This is a genomic window from Aestuariivivens marinum, assembly GCF_022662175.1.
Taxonomy (GTDB): Bacteria; Bacteroidota; Bacteroidia; order Flavobacteriales; family Flavobacteriaceae; genus Aestuariivivens; species Aestuariivivens marinum.
On record NZ_JAKMCR010000001.1, the window covers coordinates 200,782 to 221,062 of the forward strand.

Genomic DNA, 20,281 nt, shown 5'->3' on the forward strand with positions numbered 1-20,281 from the left:
CTATGGTTTTTCTTTTTCAATTAATCCTTTGGTAACTTCGTTTAAGGTTTCTACTTTTTGTTCAAAATCCCCTTTTATTGTTTTTCTATAGTGGTTTAAATTTTTCACCAAATCATTAATGTTTTCAGGAATCACATCTTCAAAAAATTGTCGTAACCGCTTAGTAGTTGTAGGCGATTTACCATTAGTGCTAATGGCTACTTTTACATTCCCTTTGGTAACAATACCACCCATATAAAAATCACAGTAAGGTGGATTATCGGCCACATTTACCAAAATGTTTAGCTTTCTACAATGTTTATAAACTTTAATGTTTACCTCAGGAACATCGGTGGTAGCAACAACTATATGTTTTCCTTTTAGATATTTTTTTTTGTAAACATCTTTAATTAAGGTAACATCTCCTTGTTTAGATAAGGTTTCGGTCCCTTCCCTAAATATGGGTGCAACCATAGTCACTTTAGCATCTGGACTAGACTTTAATAAAAATGTCAATTTCTCCTCAGCTACATAACCACCACCTATAATGAGTATATTTAGATGGTTTGTTTTTAAAAAAATGGGATATAAATTATTGTAATCCATAGTTTATGCAAAGGCAACGTCATTAGAAATCGAGCTCAGCACCGATCTTTGATTTACCACTTCACCAATGACAATAATGGCTGGAGACGACAACCGTTTTTCTTTTACAATCTGCTGAATGGTATTTATAGTACCTATGGCCACTTTTTCATCGGGCGTTGTTCCATTTTGAATAATTGCCACTGGCATGTCCTGTTTATTTTCTTTGGAAAACACACTAACGATTTCATCCAGTTTATGCATGCCCATAAGGATTACTACAGTGGCTGTAGAATTTGCAGCCAAAGCCACATCAGTTGACAGTTGGTGGTTTTTGGTTGTCCCCGTAATCACCCAAAAGCTTTCTGAAGCCCCACGTTTGGTTAAGGGAATCCCCTGATAGGCTGGCACTGCTGTTGCCGATGAAATGCCCGGCACCACAAAAGTTTCCAGACCAAAAGGTTTTACATAATCGATCTCTTCGGCACCACGGCCAAAAATAAAGGGGTCGCCTCCTTTAAGTCGCACTACATGTCCCTTTTCCTTAGCCTTTGCCACAATAAGTTCATTGATTTGTTCTTGTTGAAAAGCATAGCATCCCCTGCGCTTACCTACAAAAATAAGTTCGACTTCTTTAGGAGCATAATCCAATAACGCTTTGTTAACAAGAGCATCGTATAGAATAACATCAGCCGATTCTATAGCTTTAATGGCCTTTAAGGTTATTAAAGCCAAATCCCCCGGACCAGCACCTACAACTGTTAATGTTGGTGTTTTTAAATTCATGGCTCTGAATTAAACTGCCTTACCTAAAGTCATTTCAGCTGCTCTAAAAGCTTTTACTTTTTCCAAAAACTGATTGGCGTTTTCTATATAACAGGATGCAAATTCCTTTGATGGCGAAAATTTATTGATTTGATATACCAAGTCTGAGAACAAGGTTTCCAAATTGATTTTTTCATTAGTGACGAAAAATTCATCAAACTGACTCACAATACCTGCATGGGTATTGGTGCGTTTATTTTCAGCAATCAACAAGGCCTTTGCCGAATTTATCATCGAACTATAGGCATGATAAATAGCGCTGGAATACACTTGATTAGCAAACGACTCGTTGGCATTTTCAATTTTCTCCTCACTCTCTAAAAATAAAGTTGCCACTAAATCGATAACCACTCCGGCACACTCCCCAACACCAATTTCCTTTTCATACTTTTCGGTATTGCCCCAATCGATAAAATCAGCTTGGGTTAAATTGGTTACATCTTGTAAGTCCTGCAACAAATCGTAAAAATAACGCTCACCATGAGCTTTATAGTAATCGACAAATTTTTGTCCTTTGGCATTGGCTTCATAATCATCCAAAATGCGCCTTAAGGCTTCTGGCCCTCGCTTACTTGGTATTTTAGCTACCTTATCGGCAAAAACGCCATTACCATCCCCTAAGTTTCCACCACCTATTAATACTTGTAACGCTGGTGCCACCAATTTATCAGGCGTACGCACAGACATCCCTTGAAACCCAATATTGGCCATATTGTGTTGCCCACAGGCATTCATACACCCACTGACCTTAATCACCAAGTCTTGGTTTTTCAAATATTGTGGGTATTCTGTTTTTATAACACGCTCCAACTCACTAGCGATACCCGTACTACTGGCTATTCCCAGATTACAGGTGTCGGTTCCAGGGCAAGCAGTTATGTCGACAGCTTTATTGTAACCAGCTTCTACAAAACCTAATTTTTCTAATTCTGTGTAGAAAAACGGTACCAATTCACGTTTTACAAACGGAATAACAATATTTTGGCGCAAGGTCAACCGTAGTTCTCCTGCAGCATAGTTCTCAATTAAATCGGCCAATAATCTCGCTTTATCGGTATAAAAATCGCCTAAAAGCACTTTAATACCAATAGCAACATAGCCTTCTTGTTTTTGAGGGATAAGATTGGTCGATTTCCAAGTTTCAAATGCTTGTTGATCTTTTATATCTACCAGCGGAATATCATGAACTTCAACTGGCTTAGACACTTCATAAGCATCAACATCAATAGGAACCGATTTTAATTCAATGGCATTTTGCTCTTCATCAACCAATGCTTTGAAAGCATTCAATCCAATATCCTTTATTAAAAACTTCATACGAGCCTTAGCACGGCTTCGACGTTCACCATGACGATCGAAAATTCGTAACACCCCTTCCATAATTGGGATAATTTTATCAGTGGAAACAAAATCATAAAGTACATCGGCATGACGGGGTTGTGAGCCCAATCCGCCACCAATCATCACTTTAAATCCACGTTCACCATCTTTTACTTTGGCAATAAAACCTAAATCGTGCATATAAGACAGCCCTGTATCTTCATCGGACGATGAGAAGGACACCTTAAACTTACGTCCCATTTCCTGACAAATAGGGTTTCTTAAAAAAAAACGGAACAAGGCATCAGCATACGGCGACACATCAAATGGTTCGTTAACATCAATACCCGATGTTTCATTGGCTGTTACGTTACGAACTGTATTTCCACAGGCCTCCCTAAGCGTTACATCATCACGTTCCAATTCGGCCCATAATTCTGGCGTTCTGTTTAAATCGACATAATGAATTTGAATATCCTGACGCGTGGTAATGTGTAAACGTCCACGAGAGTATTCGTCGGAAACTTCAGAAATGCGACGTAATTGGTTGCTCTTTACTTTTCCATAGGGTAATTTTATACGGATCATTTGCACGCCTTCTTGACGTTGACCATAAACACCACGTGCCAAACGCAGACTTCTGAATTTTTCCTCGTCTATCTTTCCGTTATTGAATAGCTCAATTTTATTGGCCAATTCAATAATATCCCTTTCAACTAATGGATTTTCTATTTCTGTTCTAAAACTTTGCATGACAATCCCTCCTAATCTTCCTATTTCGACTGCAGTAAACGCAGGCTTATGAAGAAATTTTTAGTTTTTTTATTTTTTTATTTAATCTTACTAACCGAAATATGTTAGTAGATTTACTGGATAAAACCAGCTCCTACTGTGTTATTGGATTTGGCGTCAATTAAAATAAACGACCCATTGGTCCTGTGATTTTTAAATTGATCGTAAAAAATAGGTTTATTTAGTTTAAAGCTTACTGAAGCAATATCGTTCATGCTTAATCCAGAAACATCATTTTCAATTCCTGAATAATCCGGATGAATCTTATGATTAATACGATCTACCTTCGCCAGTACTTTATTAACTCCATGCTGAACAACATATTTCCCTCCTGTTATTAACTTTTCAGAATCCATCCAACACACATTGGCCGTAAATTGTTTATCGATGGTTGGCAAATCACCTTCCTTAACAATCATATCACCACGACTCACATTAATATCATCTTCTAAAGTTATCGTTACCGATGAACGTCTCGAAGCAGTTTCATACTTTTGATCGTAAACATAAATATCTTTGATTTTAGATCTGGTTTTAGATGGTAATACAATAATTTCATCACCTATACTTAAATTTCCTCCGTACACTTTTCCCGCATAACCTCTAAAATCGTGAAACTCTTCCGTTTTTGGACGAATAACATATTGGACCGGAAAACGCGGAGTTCCTACATTGAAAATATCTGCTTTGTCTAATTTTTCTAGATGTTCTAATAACGCTTCTCCTTTATACCAAGGCATTTTATCTGAAAGATGTACAACATTATCCCCTTTTAGGGCACTAACAGGAATAAAGGTGATTTTTTGGTCTTGGTAATCGCGTTTACTCATTAATTCTTCAAAATCGGCTTTAATCTTGTTGTATACCTCTTGAGAATAATCTACCAAATCCATTTTGTTAATGGCAACAACAATATCCTTAATGCGCAATAAATTATTGATAAAGAAATGGCGATTCGTTTGTTCAATCACCCCTTTTCTTGCATCAATTAGAATAATAGAGGCCTGTGATGTTGAAGCGCCCGTTACCATATTTCTCGTGTATTCAACATGCCCAGGAGTGTCTGCTATAATATAACTTTTCTTAGCGGTTGAAAAGTAGATATGTGCGACATCTATAGTAATGCCTTGTTCACGCTCAGCGACTAAACCATCAGTTGCTAAAGAAAAATCCAAGTAATCATAACCACGTTGCTTACTGGTTTTTTCTATGGCTTCCAATTTATCTGTAGTAAGTGATTTGGTATCATAAAGTATACGTCCAATCAAGGTACTCTTTCCATCATCTACACTTCCTGCGGTTGCTATTTTTAATACTTCCATTTTATTTAGTTTGCGACTAGATTTTAGCTAATAGCTAATATTTTTTTACTTCTAATTTCTTACTTCTCCCAATAACAATCGGGTATTCATTTTTTAAAAATACCCTTGCTGTTTACGTTTTTCCATGGCAGCTTCAGAACGTTTATCATCTATACGGGCACCACGCTCAGAAATGGTACTCTCCCTAATCTCTGCAACCACTCTAGAAATGGTTGTTGCTTCTGACAGTACAGCAGCAGTACAACTCATATCTCCTACAGTTCTAAAACGCACTACACGTTCTTCTACTTCCTCATGATCATCCCGATAAACCACATCATCATCGGCAGACCAGATCAACCCATCCCTAAGGAAAGTAGCTCTTGTATGTGCAAAATAAATTGAAGGTATTTCTATATTTTCTTTTTCAATGTATGACCAAACATCCAATTCTGTCCAATTGGAAATCGGGAATACACGAACATTTTGTCCCAAATCTATTTCTCCATTCAACATATCGAACAATTCTGGTCTTTGGTTTTTCTCATCCCATTGTCCAAAGTCGTCACGTACTGAAAAAATGCGCTCTTTAGCCCTAGCCTTTTCCTCATCGCGACGAGCTCCTCCAATACAAGCGTCAAACTTAAACTCTTCAATTGCATCTAATAAAGTTGTTGTTTGCAAAGTATTTCTGCTCGCATAACGACCTGATTCTTCCTTTACCTTTCCTTCGTCTATCGAATCCTGAACATGTCTTACAATAAGCTCCAAACCTAATTCATTAACTAGATTATCCCTAAATTCTATAGTTTCAGGAAAGTTATGCCCAGTATCAATATGCATTAAAGGAAACGGAATTTTAGCTGGATAGAAAGCTTTTTGGGCCAACCTTACCAAAGTTATAGAATCCTTACCTCCAGAAAATAACAAGACAGGCCTTTCAAACTGCGCTGCTACCTCTCTCATAATGTAAATCGCTTCGTTTTCCAGCGAATTAATGTGTGATGTGTCTTTTTTAATCGTACTATTCATAATATTATTTATCTTAAGCATGTAACCCACACTCCCTATTTTCCAATGCTTTTGTTGGATCAAAATATTTAAATTCGTTAGGCAGGTTATTTTCCTCTAAATATAAATCTAATTTATCATCAGACCAATAATAAAAGGGACTGACCTTTAAAACACCATCTTTACTCAAGCTAAAAACACCTATAGTGTTTCGAAAGGCTGTTTGTCCTTGGCGCAGGTTGGTGAACCAGACTTTGGCTTGATGCTCTTCCATAGCTCTTCTAAAGGGTTCCAACTTCACCTGTTCTGTAAACAAATCATGTTCAGGTGTATCAATACTTGGAATTCCCAAAACCACATTACGATGGGCCGAAGTTTGTTTGGGTACGTATAAAAAGATATTTAAGTTTAAATCTTTAATCACTTGTTCTGCATGACGATAGGTTTGTGGTGTATTGTAACCAGTATCACACCATACTACTGGGATTTTTTCCTCTACCATACTTACGGCATGTAAAATTGCTGCTTCATAAGGTCTAAAATTTGTAGTTACAACCGCATCACCACTAAATTCTAAGGCTTTTTTTATGATTTCTGTTGGAGTTAGTTTTTTAAAAGCCTCATTTAGCTCCTCTATTTGTTTTTCAGTAAACATTATTTTCCCCATTTTATATTATTCCATGCACGTTCATGAAAGAAATACAATACCATCTTAGACACAAACTCAACAGAAGCAATAGCAGCAGCAGTCTTAACTTCACCAACAATTAACCACGATAAAATCAATGTATCCAAGGTTCCTATAACCCTCCAGCTAATGGTTTTAACCAAACTACGCTTTACTTTTTCGGAAGATTGTTTATTACACTCTAATGCATTTGTAACTTCGGGATTGCTAATGTTAACTTCTTTTACCTCCTTATTACTTCTATTTAAAACAACGTCAATTATCATATCAATTAAATATTATTCCTATCGATTTAATAGGAATTACAAAAATAAAACTTTTTATTACACGGCAAACCTCTTTTATAATTTTTTAGAAAAAATGTAACTTTTTAGTGATAAAGTGATAAAAATGAAAGCAAATGAAGCTTATTTTATGAAATCACTACCTGTTACTTTACCTGAAAGATCTTCTAAGGTAGTGTTTCTAAAGACATTGAGTGTACTATCCCGAACTTGAATCATAAGTTTATGGACACTGCATAGATTTTCATCCGGGCAATCATCACATTTTTCATAAAAGTTTAAACTTACACAGGGCACCATCGCAATAGGGCCTTCCAAAACACGCATCACCTCGGTCATTAAAATTTCCGAAGGAGCTTTTCTAAGATAATACCCACCATGCTTCCCTTTTTTAGAACCAAGGATTCCGGCCTTTCTAAGGGTAAGTAAAATACTTTCCAAAAACTTTTGGGGAATTCGTTCGCTTTTGGCGATCTCCCCTACCTGAGAAGGGGTATCGTCCTCCCTTCTGGCAATATAGGCTAATGCCTTTAAGCCGTATTTGGTTTTTTTGGATAGCATGTTGCTAATATAAATAATTAACTAATAACGATTATAAATTATTTAGCTAAAGCAAAGCATATACTGCATAAATATCCTAGAAAATTACAATAAACGACAAAAGAGGTTTTGTTTATTTGTTTTTAGGTTAAAAATATATACCTTATTGAAATCTTCTTATCAAAGAATAATTTTCATGGAAAAAACCAATGTTTTAATTCTTCTTTTTTTTATCTCAGTTATTATTTCAAGCTGTAAAGAAAAGTCCACATCTTTTATTTATGACAAGGCCATTATTGAAAATGCCGAAGCCCAATACGCTCTACTTTCACATTCAGTTGATTCAGCATTTAAAAGTAATAACTTTATTCCAAGAACAATAAAGGATACTGGTGGAGTCTCATATGTAAGTATATATGACTGGACCAGTGGTTTTTATGCTGGATCTTTATGGTATTTAAATTTTTTAACCGAGAATCCAAAATGGGAACAGTTAGCATTAAAATATACCAAAAGATTAGATTCCATACAATATTGGATTGGCAATCACGATGTTGGGTTTATGATAGAATGTTCTTATGGAAATGCCTTAAAAAAATTGCCTTCAAAAGCATTTGACAGTGTTATCGTTCAATCCGCCAAATCACTTTCAACACGTTTTAGGCCGAATGCAGGAATTATACAATCCTGGAACGCATCCCAGAAATGGAACTGTCCAGTCATTATTGACAACATGATGAATCTGGAACTGCTTTTTCATGCCACAAAAATTAGTGGTGATTCAACCTATTATAATTTAGCCGTTTCACATGCCGATAAAACATTGGAGAACCATTTTAGAGTAGATAACAGTTCTTACCATGTTTTAAATTATGATACCAGCAATGGCAATGTCCTTATCAAAAATACGCATCAAGGTTTAGCTGATGATTCTGCATGGTCAAGAGGTCAATCTTGGGGATTATATGGCTTTACGGTATGTTATAGAGAAACTAATGATAAAAGATACTTAGAACAAGCACTGAAAATAGCAGAATTCATAAAAACACATCCTAATTTACCTAAAGATAACATTCCATATTGGGACTATAACGCTCCTAACCAGAGTGATACCCCAAGAGATGCTTCTGCTGCTGCTATTGCTGCCTCGGCTTTGTATGAGCTAAGTGGTTTTTTAAAAAGTAAAGGGAAGGAATACAAAACATTTGCTGATGAAATAATGTTTAACTTATGCAGTCCAAGCTATTTTTCAGATAATGGAACCAACGCAGGTTTTCTATTAAAACACTCGGTTGGAAGTCTACCCCATGGTGTTGAAGTTGATGTCCCTTTAAACTATGCCGATTATTATTTTCTGGAAGCCTTATACCGATTAAAACAATTGAATAAATGATGAAAAAATATACATCCATACTTATTGCGTTTTTTATTTCATTTATTGTACTATCTCAAAATGACAGAACCGTTTGGGTAAATGAACTTACCAAAATGGCAAAACCCGTATTAATAGCACTAGCTAACGATGAACTAAAAGAAACCATGCCCATAGAACAAAGTAGTTTTGAATATGGAGACCGAAGCACGTTTGCTGGTTTGGAAGCTTTTGGCAGATTAATGGCTGGTATTTCACCTTGGTTAGAATTGGGGCCAAGCCCTACCGAAGAGGGAAAATTACGCAAAACCTATATTGAACTTGCCCACAAAGCCATTTACAATGCTGTAAATCCCAAGTCAAAAGATTATTTGAACTTTGACATAGGAAACCAACCTTTAGTTGATGCAGCCTTTTTAGCCCAAGCATTGCTGCGAGCCCCAAATCAACTGTGGCATCCCTTGCCTATAGAAACAAAGCAATTAGTTATTAATGCTTTTAAAAAATCGAGAACAATAAAAAATGTTCCTTACAACAACTGGTTATTGTTTGCGGCCACTGTCGAGGCTTTCTTTGTGAAATTTGATGAAGGTGCAGATTTTTTACGCATTGAATATGCCTTAAACAAGCACATGGAATGGTATGTTGGAGACGGTTTATATGCTGATGGAAAATATTACCATTGGGACTATTACAATTCCTTTGTTATTAACCCGATGCTTCTTGATATAGCGATTGTTTTACAAGACACTTCACATCCTTTAAAAGGATTATATGATGTTATTTTAACAAGAGCACAACGCTATGGTGAAATTTTAGAACGCCAAATATCGCCTGAAGGCACCTATCCCATAGTAGGACGGTCTTCTGTATATAGATTTGGAGCTTTTCAAGTTTTATCACAGTTAGCACTTTTGGAAAAACTGCCTAAAACCTTATCGGAAGGACAAGTAAGGGCAGCACTAACCAAAGTACTTATTAGATTACATCAATCAGAAGGTACATTTAACGAAAAAGATTGGCTTCAAATAGGAGTCGTTGGCCACCAACTTAAAATGGCCGAACCTTATATTTGTACAGGAAGCCTATATTTAACGTCTTTAGGTTTTTTATGCTTAGGATTACCTGAAAACCATTCGTTCTGGACTTCAAAACCAGAACCATGGTCTATGGTAAAGGTTTGGGGTGGAGATCCTTTAGTAAAGCGAGACTCGTATAAAAACTAAACGATCAACCCAAAGCCTGCTCCAAATCGGCAATAATATCGTCAACATGTTCCAGTCCGACTGAAACACGAACCAAGCCATCGGTAATACTTACCTCTAGTCTATCTTCCTCAGACAATTTACTGTGGGTGGTACTTGCTGGGTGCGTAACTATGGTTCGGGTATCTCCTAAGTTGGCCGATAATGAACATAGTTTTATCGCATCTAAAAATTGGCGTCCAGCTTCTATACCTCCTTTCACTTCAAAAGAGACAATATTACCCCCTTGTTTCATTTGCTTTTTTGCGACTTCGTATTGTGGATGCGATTTTAAAAACGGATACTTTACCCAACTTACTTTTGAATGATTTTCCAAAAACTCAGCTACTTTTAAAGCATTCTCACAATGCCTATCAACCCTCACGGGGAGTGTTTCCAAACTTTTGGATAGTGTCCAGGCATTAAACGGCGATAAGGCAGGGCCCGTATTTCTGGCAAATAAGTAAATCTCACGGATTAAATCAGCGTTACCCACAGTAACACCTCCCAATACGCGTCCTTGGCCATCCATGAGTTTAGTCGCGCTGTGGATCACCAAATGCGCTCCATGTTTTATGGGTTGTTGCAAATACGGCGTTGCAAAACAGTTGTCTATTATTAAAATAAGATTATGCTTTTTAGCAATATTTCCCAATAGATCCAAATCTATAATATCAACCGCAGGATTGGTTGGTGATTCAGCATATAAAATCTTAGTCTTAGGTGTTATGCATCCTTCAATTGTTTCTGGCTTGGTAACATCGAAATAAGTAGTTTCTATTTGCCATTTAGGCAAGTACTTTGTAAACAAGGTATGCGTTGAACCAAACACCGAACGCGCCGATACAATATGGTCATCACTCTCCAATAAAGCCGCAAAAGTGGAAAAAATGGCCGCCATACCCGTAGCAAAGGCATAACCACTTTCAGCCCCTTCCATCTGACACACTTTTTCTACAAACTCGGTGGTATTGGGGTTGGTGAAACGGCTATAAATGTTACGTTCTTTTTCCTCGGTAAATGAGGCCCGCATATCTTCTGCGTCCTCAAATATAAAACTCGACGTTAGGTATAACGGACTCGTATGTTCTAAAAATTCAGTTCGCTCTAATTGAGTACGGATAGCTTCAGTTTCAAACCTGTTACTCTTCTTGTTCATTTTATCCTATTTAATTAGGTTTCGACTCCTCTCAACCTGATATTAATTTTAATTGATATGTTTGGACAGCCTTAAAATATCACCAAAAACACCTCGTGCTGTTACTTCGGCCCCAGCTCCGGCTCCTTGGATAACAATAGGTTGCTCGCCATAACTTTCGGTAAATATTTCAAAAATAGCATCACTTCCTTTTACATGACCTAAGGTACTATCTTCTGGAATAGAAACTAATTTTACTTCCAAATTACCTTTATCCTGGGACAAATCTCCTGACAAATCACCTACATAACGCAATACATGCCCAGGTTTTTGGGCGCTCTTTATCTTCTGAAATGTATCATCCAAAACATCCAACTGTCCTAAAAATTCCGTTACCGAAATATTTTGATAGACTTCAGGAATTAAATTTTGCACTGAAACATCTTCAAACTCGTTTTGCAGATCCAATTCTCTGGCCAAAATCAATAGTTTTCTAGCGACATCGTTTCCTGAAAAATCCTCGCGAGGGTCCGGCTCTGTAAATCCTTTATCGATCGTCTCTTGAACAATAACACTAAAAGGTTTGTCCTCTACAGAAAAGTTATTAAAAAGATAACTCAAAGTCCCTGAAAACACGCCTCGTATTCTAGTAATATTTTCCCCAGATTCGTGCAACAATTTAATAGTGTCAATTAATGGTAAACCAGCACCAACAGTGGTCTCGTACAAGTACTGTTTGTTATGGCTCTTTAATTGAACTCGCAAATAATTGTAAAAACCATAAGAAATGGTATTAGCTATTTTATTGGACGATACCAAATCAAAACCAGCGTCCACAAAAGATGTATAGTTATTATGAAACTCTGGACTTGCTGTATTATCTACTGCAATCAAGTTTTCTAAATGGTGTGCTTTTGCAAATGCGATAACATCTTCAACCCGACTTTCTTGAGACGTAGATTGAATGTTTTCACTCCAATTAACACCGACTCCATTCTTGTTTAGCAACAACTTTTTAGAATTGGCAATAGCAAACACATTTAAGTTGATACCCTTACGTTTTTCAATCTCCCCTTTCGATTTTAATATCTGATTGATAAGGGCACCTCCTACACCTCCATGGCCAAATATGGCAATATTTACCTTTTTTGAAATACCGAAAATCTCACCATGAATTACATTTAATGCTTTGTGCAACTGACCCTTACGCACTACCAAACTCACATTTTTGCCCGTTACAGTATTATTAAACAATAAAGGTGTGATTTGGTTTTTAATCAGGGCGTTGAATGGTTTGTGGAATGAACTCAATTCTATTCCCACAATAGAAATGACCGACACATCATCTACCACATCTATCTTATTCACATCCTGCGAATAGAAATCTTTTTCGAACTCATGTTCCAAGGCAATAACAGCCTGAGTAGCTTTATCGGCATCTATAATTAAACCGATTCCTCTTTCTGAAGATCCTTGTGAAATGATGCTTACACTAATATCCTTATTGGCCAAGGCTCCAAAAATACGGGCATCCACACCACTTTTTCCTAATAACCCTCTACCTTCCAAATTCAGTAAGGCAACATTGTCTAAAACCGATAACGACGTTACTTCCTTAGAACTCGGTTTAGCTGTAATTAAAGTACCCTCGTCGTCTTCATTAAAGGTATTTAATATGCGTAGGTTTATATTTTTTTCAACTAACGGAATAATGGTCTTGGCATGCAATACATTGGCTCCAAAATTAGCCAACTCGTTAGCTTCACTAAACGACAGTTCCTTAATTTTTCTAGCATCTTCAACCAAATCGGGGTTGGCCGTATAAATACCATTAACATGGGTGTAGTTTTGTAATTCTTCAGCATCCAAATAATTGGCCAACAAGGCCGCAGTATAGTTGCTACCATTCCTTCCTAAGGTGGTCGTTTCATTCTTCAAGTTAGATGCTATAAACCCTGTTACAATGTTAATCGTATCGCCATTGTTTTGTTTAAAATACTGCTTGATGTTGTCCTTTGAAGGTTGCGAAATGGGTTGCGCATTACCAAATACATCATTCGTTTTAATCAACTGTCTCGAGTCTGTTGCCTTGGCTTTAATATTTCGTTGGTTCAGCAAAGCTGAAATCATTTTAACAGACAACAGTTCCCCTTGTGCCAAAATTTCATCTTTGGTTTTTTTACTGTAATCCCTTAGTAAACTAACCCCCTCGAACAACTTATCTAAAATGGAGAATTCCTCTGAAAAATTTATCGATGGTAACGGTTCTATCTGATACGTTTTAAAGATTTCCAATGATGATTTGTAATCTTCACCTTTAAGGGCTTCATCTAAAATAGTTTCGAGTTCATCAGTAGCATTGCCCCGCGCAGAGACCACAACGGTAATGCGCTCTCCTACTTTAATTTTATTTTCGATAATGGAAAGGACTTTCTCCAACCCTTTGCCATTGGCCAAGGACTTTCCTCCAAACTTTAGTACTTTCATTCTTTTCTTTTTAGAATTTGGCACAAATATGCCTTCTATAATTTTTTCCAATTGCTCATATTCCATCAAAAAAGCATCGTGCCCATGTACTGAATGGATTTCATTATATGTTACATTTGCATGTGTTACCGCCAGTTGTTTATGGGTTTGCCTGTTTTCTTCAGCCGTAAAAAACAAATCGGAATCTACTCCAATAATATGTATGTTTGCTTCAATAAGTTCCAACACGTTAAAATCGGCTTTACGGTCTTTGGTTACATCAATGGTTTTTAGTAACTGGTTCATCAATTTATAAGCAGATAGCTGAAAGCGTTCCTGTAATTTTTTACCATGGTGCAACAGCCAACTCTCTACATTAAAAATTTCCAAATCTTCATTTTTAGACCGTTGAAAACGTTCCTTAAACGATTCTGGAGTACGATAACACAACATGGCATGCATGCGAGCGTCGTGTACCGGATTTTTAGAATTCAACAGAAACTGCTCCTGAATCTGACAATTTGCAATGAGCCAATCTGTTGATTTCCAATCGGTGGCCACAGGAATCAAATTTTCAGTAAAATTAGGCTTTAATACCGCCATTTCCCAAGCAATACCGCCTCCCAAGGATCCTCCTATTATGGCAAAAAGTTTCCCCGTATTGAGTCGTTCCAATCCTATTAAAAAGAGACTGGCGACGTCGCGGGCCACAAAATCCTTGTAATTATCAATGACAAAACCATCATATCCATTCCCAGGAATGTTAAAGGCTAAAACCGTATATAATTTGGTATCGATCACTTTATCGTTACCAATTAAGTCTTTCCACCAACCATCTTCCCCTGCCACATTACTATTTCCAGTAAGCGCATGATTAACCAATACTATAGGAGCCTCACCTAAAACTTGTCCGAATAACTGATAACTTAACTTTATTTCAGGAATGTGTACTTTACTTTCTGTGATAAAGTCATTAATAATGATATGTTGCAATTCTTGATTCACTATTTTATTTTTTCAAAAGCCTGCTTTAAATCCGCTTTTAAATCTTCTACATCCTCAATACCCACTGATAGCCTTATTAAATCGGCTGAAACACCAGCTGATATCTGTTCTACTTCGGATAACTGTTGATGCGTGGTACTTGCTGGATGAATAATTAGTGATTTAGTATCTCCTATATTCGCTAATAAAGAAAACAATTTAGTTTCATCTGCAATGGTCTTAGCGGCATCAAAACCTCTTTTGGCACCAAAGGTTATAATACCACTTTGCCCTTTAGGTAAATACTTGTTGGCTAAAGCTTTATATTTACTACTTTCCAAACCAGGATAATTCACCCAAGCCACTTCATCTTGCTCCTCCAACCATTCTGCCAATACCAAAGCATTTTCACTATGCTGTTTAATTCTAACAGGCAGAGTTTCTAATCCTTGAAGGATATTAAAGGCATTGGTTGGGCTTAAAGCTCCTCCAAAATCACGTAAGCCTTCTAAAATAAGTTTAAAGGTATACGAGGCTGCACCCAATGTCTCATAATATTTTAATCCATGATACCCTGCTGAAGGTTCAGTAAATTCAGGAAATTTGCCATTAGACCAGTCGAACGTTCCAGCATCGATAATTGCACCACCTATAGAGGTTCCTTGGCCGCCAATGTACTTGGTTAAGGAATGAATAACAATATTAGCTCCATGCTCTATTGGGTTTAGCAAAACTGGTGTTGCTACCGTATTGTCTACAATAAATGGCACCCCTGCTGCTTTGGAGTGTTCAGCTATCGCTTCCAAATCCAACACATCTAATTTAGGGTTTCCCAATGATTCTACAAAAAATGCTCTGGTATTGTCCTGTACCGCTTTTGCAAAATTTTCGGGATTCGAAGCGTCCACAAAGGTAGTGGTAATACCCAATCTAGGTAAGGTGACATTCAATAGGTTATACGTTCCACCATACAAACTACTTGAAGCTACAATATGATCTCCAGCTCGTAAAAGAGTTAACAACCCTGTAGAAATAGCCGATGTTCCAGATGCAAAAACAACTGCTCCAATCCCTCCCTCAACAGCAGCAAGTCGCTCTTGTAAAATTTGGTTAGTTGGATTATTTAAACGGGTATAAATAAAACCTAATTCCTTAAGTGAAAATAAATTGGCAGCATGTTCAGAATCCCTAAATACATAAGATGTTGTTTGGTAAATTGGGATTGCTCTAGTGCCAGCATGCTGGGTTACATCATGTCCTGCATGTAATGCGTTTGTTGTTAGACTGTGTGTACTCATTTTTCTAATTTTTTTTATTAATAATTAATTAAAAAGTCAAATGCACCTATAAGGTGTACTTCATAGAAAAATGTTAAAAAGAAATTACAATAATTACCGGAAGTAATTTTGATGGTTATCTATCCCGCTGGACCCAAAACAACACTTATACTAAGCTAAGTGCAACGTTAGGGACAGGGTAGAATTTAGCACCTTCTTTAATAGAATTAAAGGGTTGCTAAGGTTTCATAGGGTCTAATCCCTCCACCTTTCTTGATAACATTTCAATAAGTTTTTTGAACTTTGTGAATGCAAATATTCAGTTAGAATAATTTAATATCCAAATTTTTCATAAAGAAATTCATGAAAAAATTACTTTTTCTCTTGGTTCTTTAAAAATTTGTTGTGAATCACATCTGCAATGGGCTGATTGTTTATTTTAGATTCCAACCAGGAAATGATGTCCAAATATAAAAAAGGCCGCTTTTGATAAGGGTCATTCTCAAAGACCTTTAATTTTTTATGAAGTTTGATAAATTCGCCTTTGACCTCATGTGGGTAAATATCGCCTAAACCTCTTAAGAACTTAATGATTTCCTTCTGTACTTCATACAGGTCCTCCATCTTAATAAGAAACTTATAAGTACTACGTATCAATACATCTAAATTATAGTCCAAGCCCGCCTCATAATGTGCCACCAAATTTAAAATTCGAGAAAAACACAGTAAATCCTCACGCATTTGCAACGATTTGTTACTTATGATTTTGTCTAAAAACAAAATACATTTTTTAGTATCACCCGCTCCAAAATACATACTCGCTATTTTGTAATAGAATACCATAATATGATGCTCATCTATTCTATCCCTGTAGTTTTGAAGCTCTTTTAAAACCTCTTCAATAAGTGGTAAACCTTCCTCAAAACTACCTTCTATGAAATGTAAATTAAATTTGTTGTTGTAAACATACAAAAAGGCTAGGCCTTCATTATTATCATCTAGCGGAAACCATTTTTCCTTAGTTACCGCTTCTAATTGTGTTAATGTATTTTTAAACTTTTCATATTGCCTCAAGTAGAACAAGGCTTCCAATAAATAATGATTGCCCCTTAAAAAAAATACAGGATTAAGAACAATCATATCCTTGTTTTCATAGAATAGATCCACCCATTTAGAGGCGTATTTATAACAAGACAAAAAATCGACAGTTAAAAAACTGTACCATAAATAGGATTTGTAAAGCCATAATTTTTCACGAAATCCTAACTCATTGATATCATATTTGGGCAATCGGTTATTAAAGTACTTGGTTATAACTTGTTGTTCTTTATCATTCTTTACATACCCTGTTTTTAAAAATATGCCATATAACTGCAACGACAGATTAGACAGTTTACTTGCTAAAACATTTTGCAGACTGAGTTCCTTGGCCTGTATGGTCAACTCATCGGCACGATTGCTAATACTTCGGGTAATGTATTGAGACTCTATAACCTTTTCCAGTTCCACAATTTCGTAGGCTACATTTTTTTCTTCATGAGCTATGGCCATAGTTTTTGCTTTGTCAAGTATTTTTAAACTTTGCTTGTATAGGCCCTTATGGTATAATATGGTCGCAAAATCGAGTTGTTCCCTAATTTGAATTCGAATGTTTTGATGTGAGGGGTTCAATCTAAGACTTATCAATATTTGTTTATAAAGGTGAGCCTTTAAATTTGATAACTGTTGCTTCTTAACTATACCTTTTTTAAGAATTACCGATTCATCATACACAGAAAGTTTATCTAAGATATTGAAAAGGGTTAAAAATTTTGAATCTTCATTTACCCCCAATCTACCCACATAAAGCTTAAATTGTCTTTTTTCAGACTTAGACAACGACTTTACTAATACAAACAAATTATCTTTTTGCTCTCTTGTCATAGTTGCAAAAACAATATTAAATAATTGATTTACAGTTTTTTAAATACATCGTTATTGATTTAAACATCGTAATAACGAGACGTTGAATTCTGTTTTTACGAAACCAAAATATACATTCGTACTACAATAAGAAAATATATTTGAATAAATGTCTAATAATAGAGTCCAAATTTTTGATACAACGTTAAGAGATGGTGAACAAGTTCCTGGTTGCAAATTAAATACTGAACAAAAATTAGTTATAGCCGAACAACTGGATAACTTGGGGGTAGATATTATAGAAGCTGGTTTTCCGGTATCAAGTCCTGGTGACTTTAAATCGGTTGAAGCCATTTCTAAAATTGTAAAAAACGCTACTGTTTGTGGTTTAACTCGCTCGGTTGAAAATGATATAAAAGTTGCAGCCGAAGCTTTAAAACATGCCAAAAAGGCTAGAATTCATACTGGCATTGGCACTTCCGATTCACATATTCAACATAAATTTAAGTCTAATCGTGAAACGATCATAGAGCGTGCCGTAAAAGCGGTAAGCTATGCCAAATCGTTTGTTGAAGATGTTGAATTTTATGCAGAGGATGCCGGTAGAACAGACAACGATTATTTGGCTAGGGTTTGTGAAGAAGTGATTAAAGCCGGAGCGACGGTTTTAAATATACCAGATACAACTGGGTATTGCTTACCCCATGAGTATGGTGCAAAAATTAAATATCTCAAGGAAAATGTGAAAGGTATTGATAAAGCTATTTTATCCTGCCATTGCCACAACGATCTTGGATTGGCAACAGCCAATTCTATTGAGGGTGTAATTAATGGGGCACGACAAATTGAATGTACTATTAATGGTATTGGTGAACGTGCTGGAAATACCGCTTTAGAAGAAGTGGTCATGATATTAAAACAACATCCCTATTTAAATCTAGATACGGGAATTGAAACCCAAATGCTTTATGGCATTAGTCAGTTGGTATCAGACAGCATGGGTATTTATACACAACCTAATAAAGCTATTGTTGGAGCAAATGCTTTTGCCCATAGTTCTGGAATCCATCAGGACGGTGTGATTAAAAATCGTGAAACTTATGAAATCATAGACCCTAAAGACGTTGGTGTCACTGAATCTGCTATTGTGCTAACAGCACGAAGCGGTAGGGCGGCATTGGCTTATAGGGCAAAAAATATTGGTTACGAATTGACCAAATTACAATTGGATGAAATTTACATGGATTTCCTAAATTTTGCAGATAAAAAGAAAGAGGTAGACGATGACGATATCCATCAAATTATTGAAAACAGCAAAGTTTATAAAGAAATTACTTCTGCTTAACTAAAGGCAAATGAAACTAAACATAGCTGTTTTACCGGGCGACGGCATTGGTCCAGAAGTTACTGCGCAAGCCGTAAAGGTCTTGAAGGCCATAGCTATGGAATTTAATCATGTCTTTACTTTTGAAAAAGCATTGGTGGGCGCTTGCGCCATAGATAAAATGGGGAGTCCGTTACCCGAAGAAACCATTAGCATTTGCGAAAACGCAGATGCTATTTTATTTGGAGCCATCGGCCATACTAAATATAATAACGATACCTCATCTACTATACGCCCCGAACAAGGGCTTTTGGGTCTTAGAAAAACGTTCGATCTTTATTCAAATATTAGGCCCGTAATTGCCTACAACGATTTATTGCACAAATCGTCACTTCGAATGAAACAAATAAAAGGTACTAATATTTTAATTTATCGAGAGCTTACTGGTGGTATTTATTTTGGAGACAAGAACTTTAACGAAGATGGCAATGCCGCTTGGGATGTTTGTCATTATACTCGCTTTGAAATTGAACGTATAGCACACAAAGCCTTTAAAGCAGCACTATCTAGAAAACGAAAACTTACCTTGGTTGACAAAGCCAATGTACTTGCCAGCTCCAAGCTTTGGCGTAAGGTAGTTTTAGAATTAGCAATCCAATATCCAGATGTGGAGTTGAATTGCATTTACATTGATAATGCGGCCATGGAGCTTATTATCAACCCTAAACAGTTTGATGTTATTTTAACTGAAAACATGTTTGGTGACATCCTATCGGAAGAAGCTAGTGTTATTGTAGGATCAATTGGTTTATTGGCGTCGGCATCAAAAGGTGATAAATATGTGATGTTCGAACCCATACATGGAGCTTACACTAAGGCAGCCAATAAGGGTATTGCCAACCCTATTGCCTCTATTTTGTCGGCAGCTATGTTATTGGATCATTTTGGACTGGATGAAGAAGCAGCACTAGTAAGGACAGCGGTAAACAAATCGTTACAATTACAGATTACCACACCCGATCTAAACACCAAATACGACCACATAACAACTACTAAGGTAGGCGATTTTATAGAAGATTTCATTAGCAACCCTAACGAAACGAATTTAAACTTTACAAACATCCATATAGGACAATCCACTATTATTTAATTATTTTGAGTTAGTCACCAAAAATTAAAAAAATGGGATTTTTGTAGCGCATCATAAGGTGCGCTTTTTTTTTTTAGAAACAAAAAAGAGATCGTTTAA

At 36.4% G+C, this 20,281-nt stretch carries 16 protein-coding genes and 1 riboswitch; of the genes, 4 read left to right on the plus strand and 12 right to left on the minus strand.

All coding sequences use genetic code 11. The annotated features are described in order from the left end of the window. The 8 genes from MR053_RS00850 to MR053_RS00885 all read right to left on the minus strand — a co-directional run bounded on the left by MR053_RS00850 (position 1) and on the right by MR053_RS00885 (position 7,346). Positions 1-585 (minus strand): precorrin-2 dehydrogenase/sirohydrochlorin ferrochelatase family protein, encoded by a 585-nt coding sequence (locus MR053_RS00850; protein ID WP_242130631.1) that lies wholly within the window; start codon positions 583-585, stop codon positions 1-3. A 3-nt stretch (positions 586-588) separates the two neighbouring features. Continuing rightward, positions 589-1,350: a uroporphyrinogen-III C-methyltransferase gene (gene cobA / locus MR053_RS00855; RefSeq protein ID WP_242130632.1), complete on the minus strand. Its 762-nt coding sequence runs from the start codon at positions 1,348-1,350 to the stop codon at positions 589-591. Positions 1,351-1,359: 9 nt separating this feature from the next. After that, on the minus strand, positions 1,360-3,462 hold the full coding sequence (locus MR053_RS00860) for a HEPN domain-containing protein (protein WP_242130633.1): 2,103 nt from the start codon (positions 3,460-3,462) through the stop codon (positions 1,360-1,362). A gap of 113 nt (positions 3,463-3,575) precedes the next feature. Further along, positions 3,576-4,823 carry a sulfate adenylyltransferase subunit 1 gene (locus MR053_RS00865; protein WP_242130634.1) on the minus strand — a complete coding sequence of 416 codons (1,248 nt, stop codon included), beginning with the start codon at positions 4,821-4,823 and terminating at the stop codon, positions 3,576-3,578. Positions 4,824-4,916: 93 nt separating this feature from the next. Beyond that, the gene (gene cysD / locus MR053_RS00870) at positions 4,917-5,834 is read right to left on the minus strand and encodes a sulfate adenylyltransferase subunit CysD (protein ID WP_242130635.1); all 918 of its coding nucleotides are present in this window, start codon (positions 5,832-5,834) and stop codon (positions 4,917-4,919) included. A gap of 13 nt (positions 5,835-5,847) precedes the next feature. Continuing rightward, positions 5,848-6,468 carry a phosphoadenosine phosphosulfate reductase domain-containing protein gene (locus tag MR053_RS00875; RefSeq protein WP_242130636.1) on the minus strand — a complete coding sequence of 207 codons (621 nt, stop codon included), beginning with the start codon at positions 6,466-6,468 and terminating at the stop codon, positions 5,848-5,850. Continuing rightward, the gene (locus tag MR053_RS00880) at positions 6,468-6,767 is read right to left on the minus strand and encodes a DUF2061 domain-containing protein (protein ID WP_242130637.1); all 300 of its coding nucleotides are present in this window, start codon (positions 6,765-6,767) and stop codon (positions 6,468-6,470) included. The genes MR053_RS00875 and MR053_RS00880 overlap by 1 nt, the downstream gene beginning before the upstream one ends. 141 nt (positions 6,768-6,908) lie before the next feature. Next, the gene (locus MR053_RS00885) at positions 6,909-7,346 is read right to left on the minus strand and encodes an RrF2 family transcriptional regulator (RefSeq protein WP_242130638.1); all 438 of its coding nucleotides are present in this window, start codon (positions 7,344-7,346) and stop codon (positions 6,909-6,911) included. A 175-nt stretch (positions 7,347-7,521) separates the two neighbouring features. Between MR053_RS00885 and MR053_RS00890 the strand changes: the two genes are divergently transcribed. Further along, positions 7,522-8,718 carry a glycoside hydrolase family 88 protein gene (locus MR053_RS00890; RefSeq protein ID WP_242130639.1) on the plus strand — a complete coding sequence of 399 codons (1,197 nt, stop codon included), beginning with the start codon at positions 7,522-7,524 and terminating at the stop codon, positions 8,716-8,718. After that, positions 8,715-9,923 carry a DUF2264 domain-containing protein gene (locus tag MR053_RS00895; RefSeq protein WP_242130640.1) on the plus strand — a complete coding sequence of 403 codons (1,209 nt, stop codon included), beginning with the start codon at positions 8,715-8,717 and terminating at the stop codon, positions 9,921-9,923. Before MR053_RS00890 ends, MR053_RS00895 begins: the two co-directional genes overlap by 4 nt. Positions 9,924-9,927: 4 nt before the next feature. Here MR053_RS00895 and MR053_RS00900 read toward each other — a convergent pair whose 3' ends face one another. The 4 genes from MR053_RS00900 to MR053_RS00915 all read right to left on the minus strand — a co-directional run bounded on the left by MR053_RS00900 (position 9,928) and on the right by MR053_RS00915 (position 17,729). Further along, a complete protein-coding gene (locus tag MR053_RS00900) occupies positions 9,928-11,100 on the minus strand; it encodes a trans-sulfuration enzyme family protein (protein WP_242130641.1) in 1,173 nt (390 codons plus the stop codon). 48 nt (positions 11,101-11,148) lie between these two features. Next, the gene (thrA, locus tag MR053_RS00905; RefSeq protein WP_242130642.1) at positions 11,149-14,550 is read right to left on the minus strand and encodes a bifunctional aspartate kinase/homoserine dehydrogenase I; all 3,402 of its coding nucleotides are present in this window, start codon (positions 14,548-14,550) and stop codon (positions 11,149-11,151) included. Next, on the minus strand, positions 14,550-15,827 hold the full coding sequence (locus tag MR053_RS00910; RefSeq protein ID WP_242130643.1) for an O-acetylhomoserine aminocarboxypropyltransferase/cysteine synthase family protein: 1,278 nt from the start codon (positions 15,825-15,827) through the stop codon (positions 14,550-14,552). The genes thrA and MR053_RS00910 overlap by 1 nt, the downstream gene beginning before the upstream one ends. Before the next feature lie 152 nt (positions 15,828-15,979). After that, positions 15,980-16,089, minus strand: a riboswitch (SAM riboswitch). Positions 16,090-16,178: 89 nt separating this feature from the next. Then, positions 16,179-17,729, minus strand: coding sequence for a hypothetical protein (locus MR053_RS00915; protein ID WP_242130644.1), 1,551 nt, complete (start codon positions 17,727-17,729; stop codon positions 16,179-16,181). A 148-nt stretch (positions 17,730-17,877) separates the two neighbouring features. Here MR053_RS00915 and MR053_RS00920 point away from each other — a divergent pair, with 148 nt between their 5' ends. Both MR053_RS00920 and leuB read left to right on the plus strand, forming a co-directional pair. After that, entirely contained in the window at positions 17,878-19,053 is a 1,176-nt protein-coding gene (locus MR053_RS00920) for a 2-isopropylmalate synthase (RefSeq protein WP_242130645.1), read from the plus strand. Positions 19,054-19,063: 10 nt separating this feature from the next. Beyond that, positions 19,064-20,182: a 3-isopropylmalate dehydrogenase gene (gene leuB / locus MR053_RS00925; protein WP_242130646.1), complete on the plus strand. Its 1,119-nt coding sequence runs from the start codon at positions 19,064-19,066 to the stop codon at positions 20,180-20,182. The last annotated feature ends 99 nt before the right edge of the window (positions 20,183-20,281 follow it).

Bases quoted from the DNA above. Each gene is read 5' to 3' on its own strand.
- MR053_RS00885 (WP_242130638.1), bottom strand. From the start codon at position 7,346: ATGCTATCCAAAAAAACCAAATACGGCTTAAAGGCATTAGCCTATATT.
- MR053_RS00900 (WP_242130641.1), bottom strand. From the start codon at position 11,100: ATGAACAAGAAGAGTAACAGGTTTGAAACTGAAGCTATCCGTACTCAA.
- MR053_RS00915 (WP_242130644.1), bottom strand. From the start codon at position 17,729: ATGACAAGAGAGCAAAAAGATAATTTGTTTGTATTAGTAAAGTCGTTG.
- leuB (WP_242130646.1), top strand. From the start codon at position 19,064: ATGAAACTAAACATAGCTGTTTTACCGGGCGACGGCATTGGTCCAGAA.
- MR053_RS00860 (WP_242130633.1), bottom strand. From the start codon at position 3,462: ATGCAAAGTTTTAGAACAGAAATAGAAAATCCATTAGTTGAAAGGGAT.
- MR053_RS00865 (WP_242130634.1), bottom strand. From the start codon at position 4,823: ATGGAAGTATTAAAAATAGCAACCGCAGGAAGTGTAGATGATGGAAAG.
- MR053_RS00920 (WP_242130645.1), top strand. From the start codon at position 17,878: ATGTCTAATAATAGAGTCCAAATTTTTGATACAACGTTAAGAGATGGT.
- cobA (WP_242130632.1), bottom strand. From the start codon at position 1,350: ATGAATTTAAAAACACCAACATTAACAGTTGTAGGTGCTGGTCCGGGG.
- MR053_RS00910 (WP_242130643.1), bottom strand. From the start codon at position 15,827: ATGAGTACACACAGTCTAACAACAAACGCATTACATGCAGGACATGAT.
- MR053_RS00875 (WP_242130636.1), bottom strand. From the start codon at position 6,468: ATGTTTACTGAAAAACAAATAGAGGAGCTAAATGAGGCTTTTAAAAAA.
- MR053_RS00890 (WP_242130639.1), top strand. From the start codon at position 7,522: ATGGAAAAAACCAATGTTTTAATTCTTCTTTTTTTTATCTCAGTTATT.
- MR053_RS00895 (WP_242130640.1), top strand. From the start codon at position 8,715: ATGATGAAAAAATATACATCCATACTTATTGCGTTTTTTATTTCATTT.
- MR053_RS00880 (WP_242130637.1), bottom strand. From the start codon at position 6,767: ATGATAATTGACGTTGTTTTAAATAGAAGTAATAAGGAGGTAAAAGAA.
- cysD (WP_242130635.1), bottom strand. From the start codon at position 5,834: ATGAATAGTACGATTAAAAAAGACACATCACACATTAATTCGCTGGAA.
- MR053_RS00850 (WP_242130631.1), bottom strand. From the start codon at position 585: ATGGATTACAATAATTTATATCCCATTTTTTTAAAAACAAACCATCTA.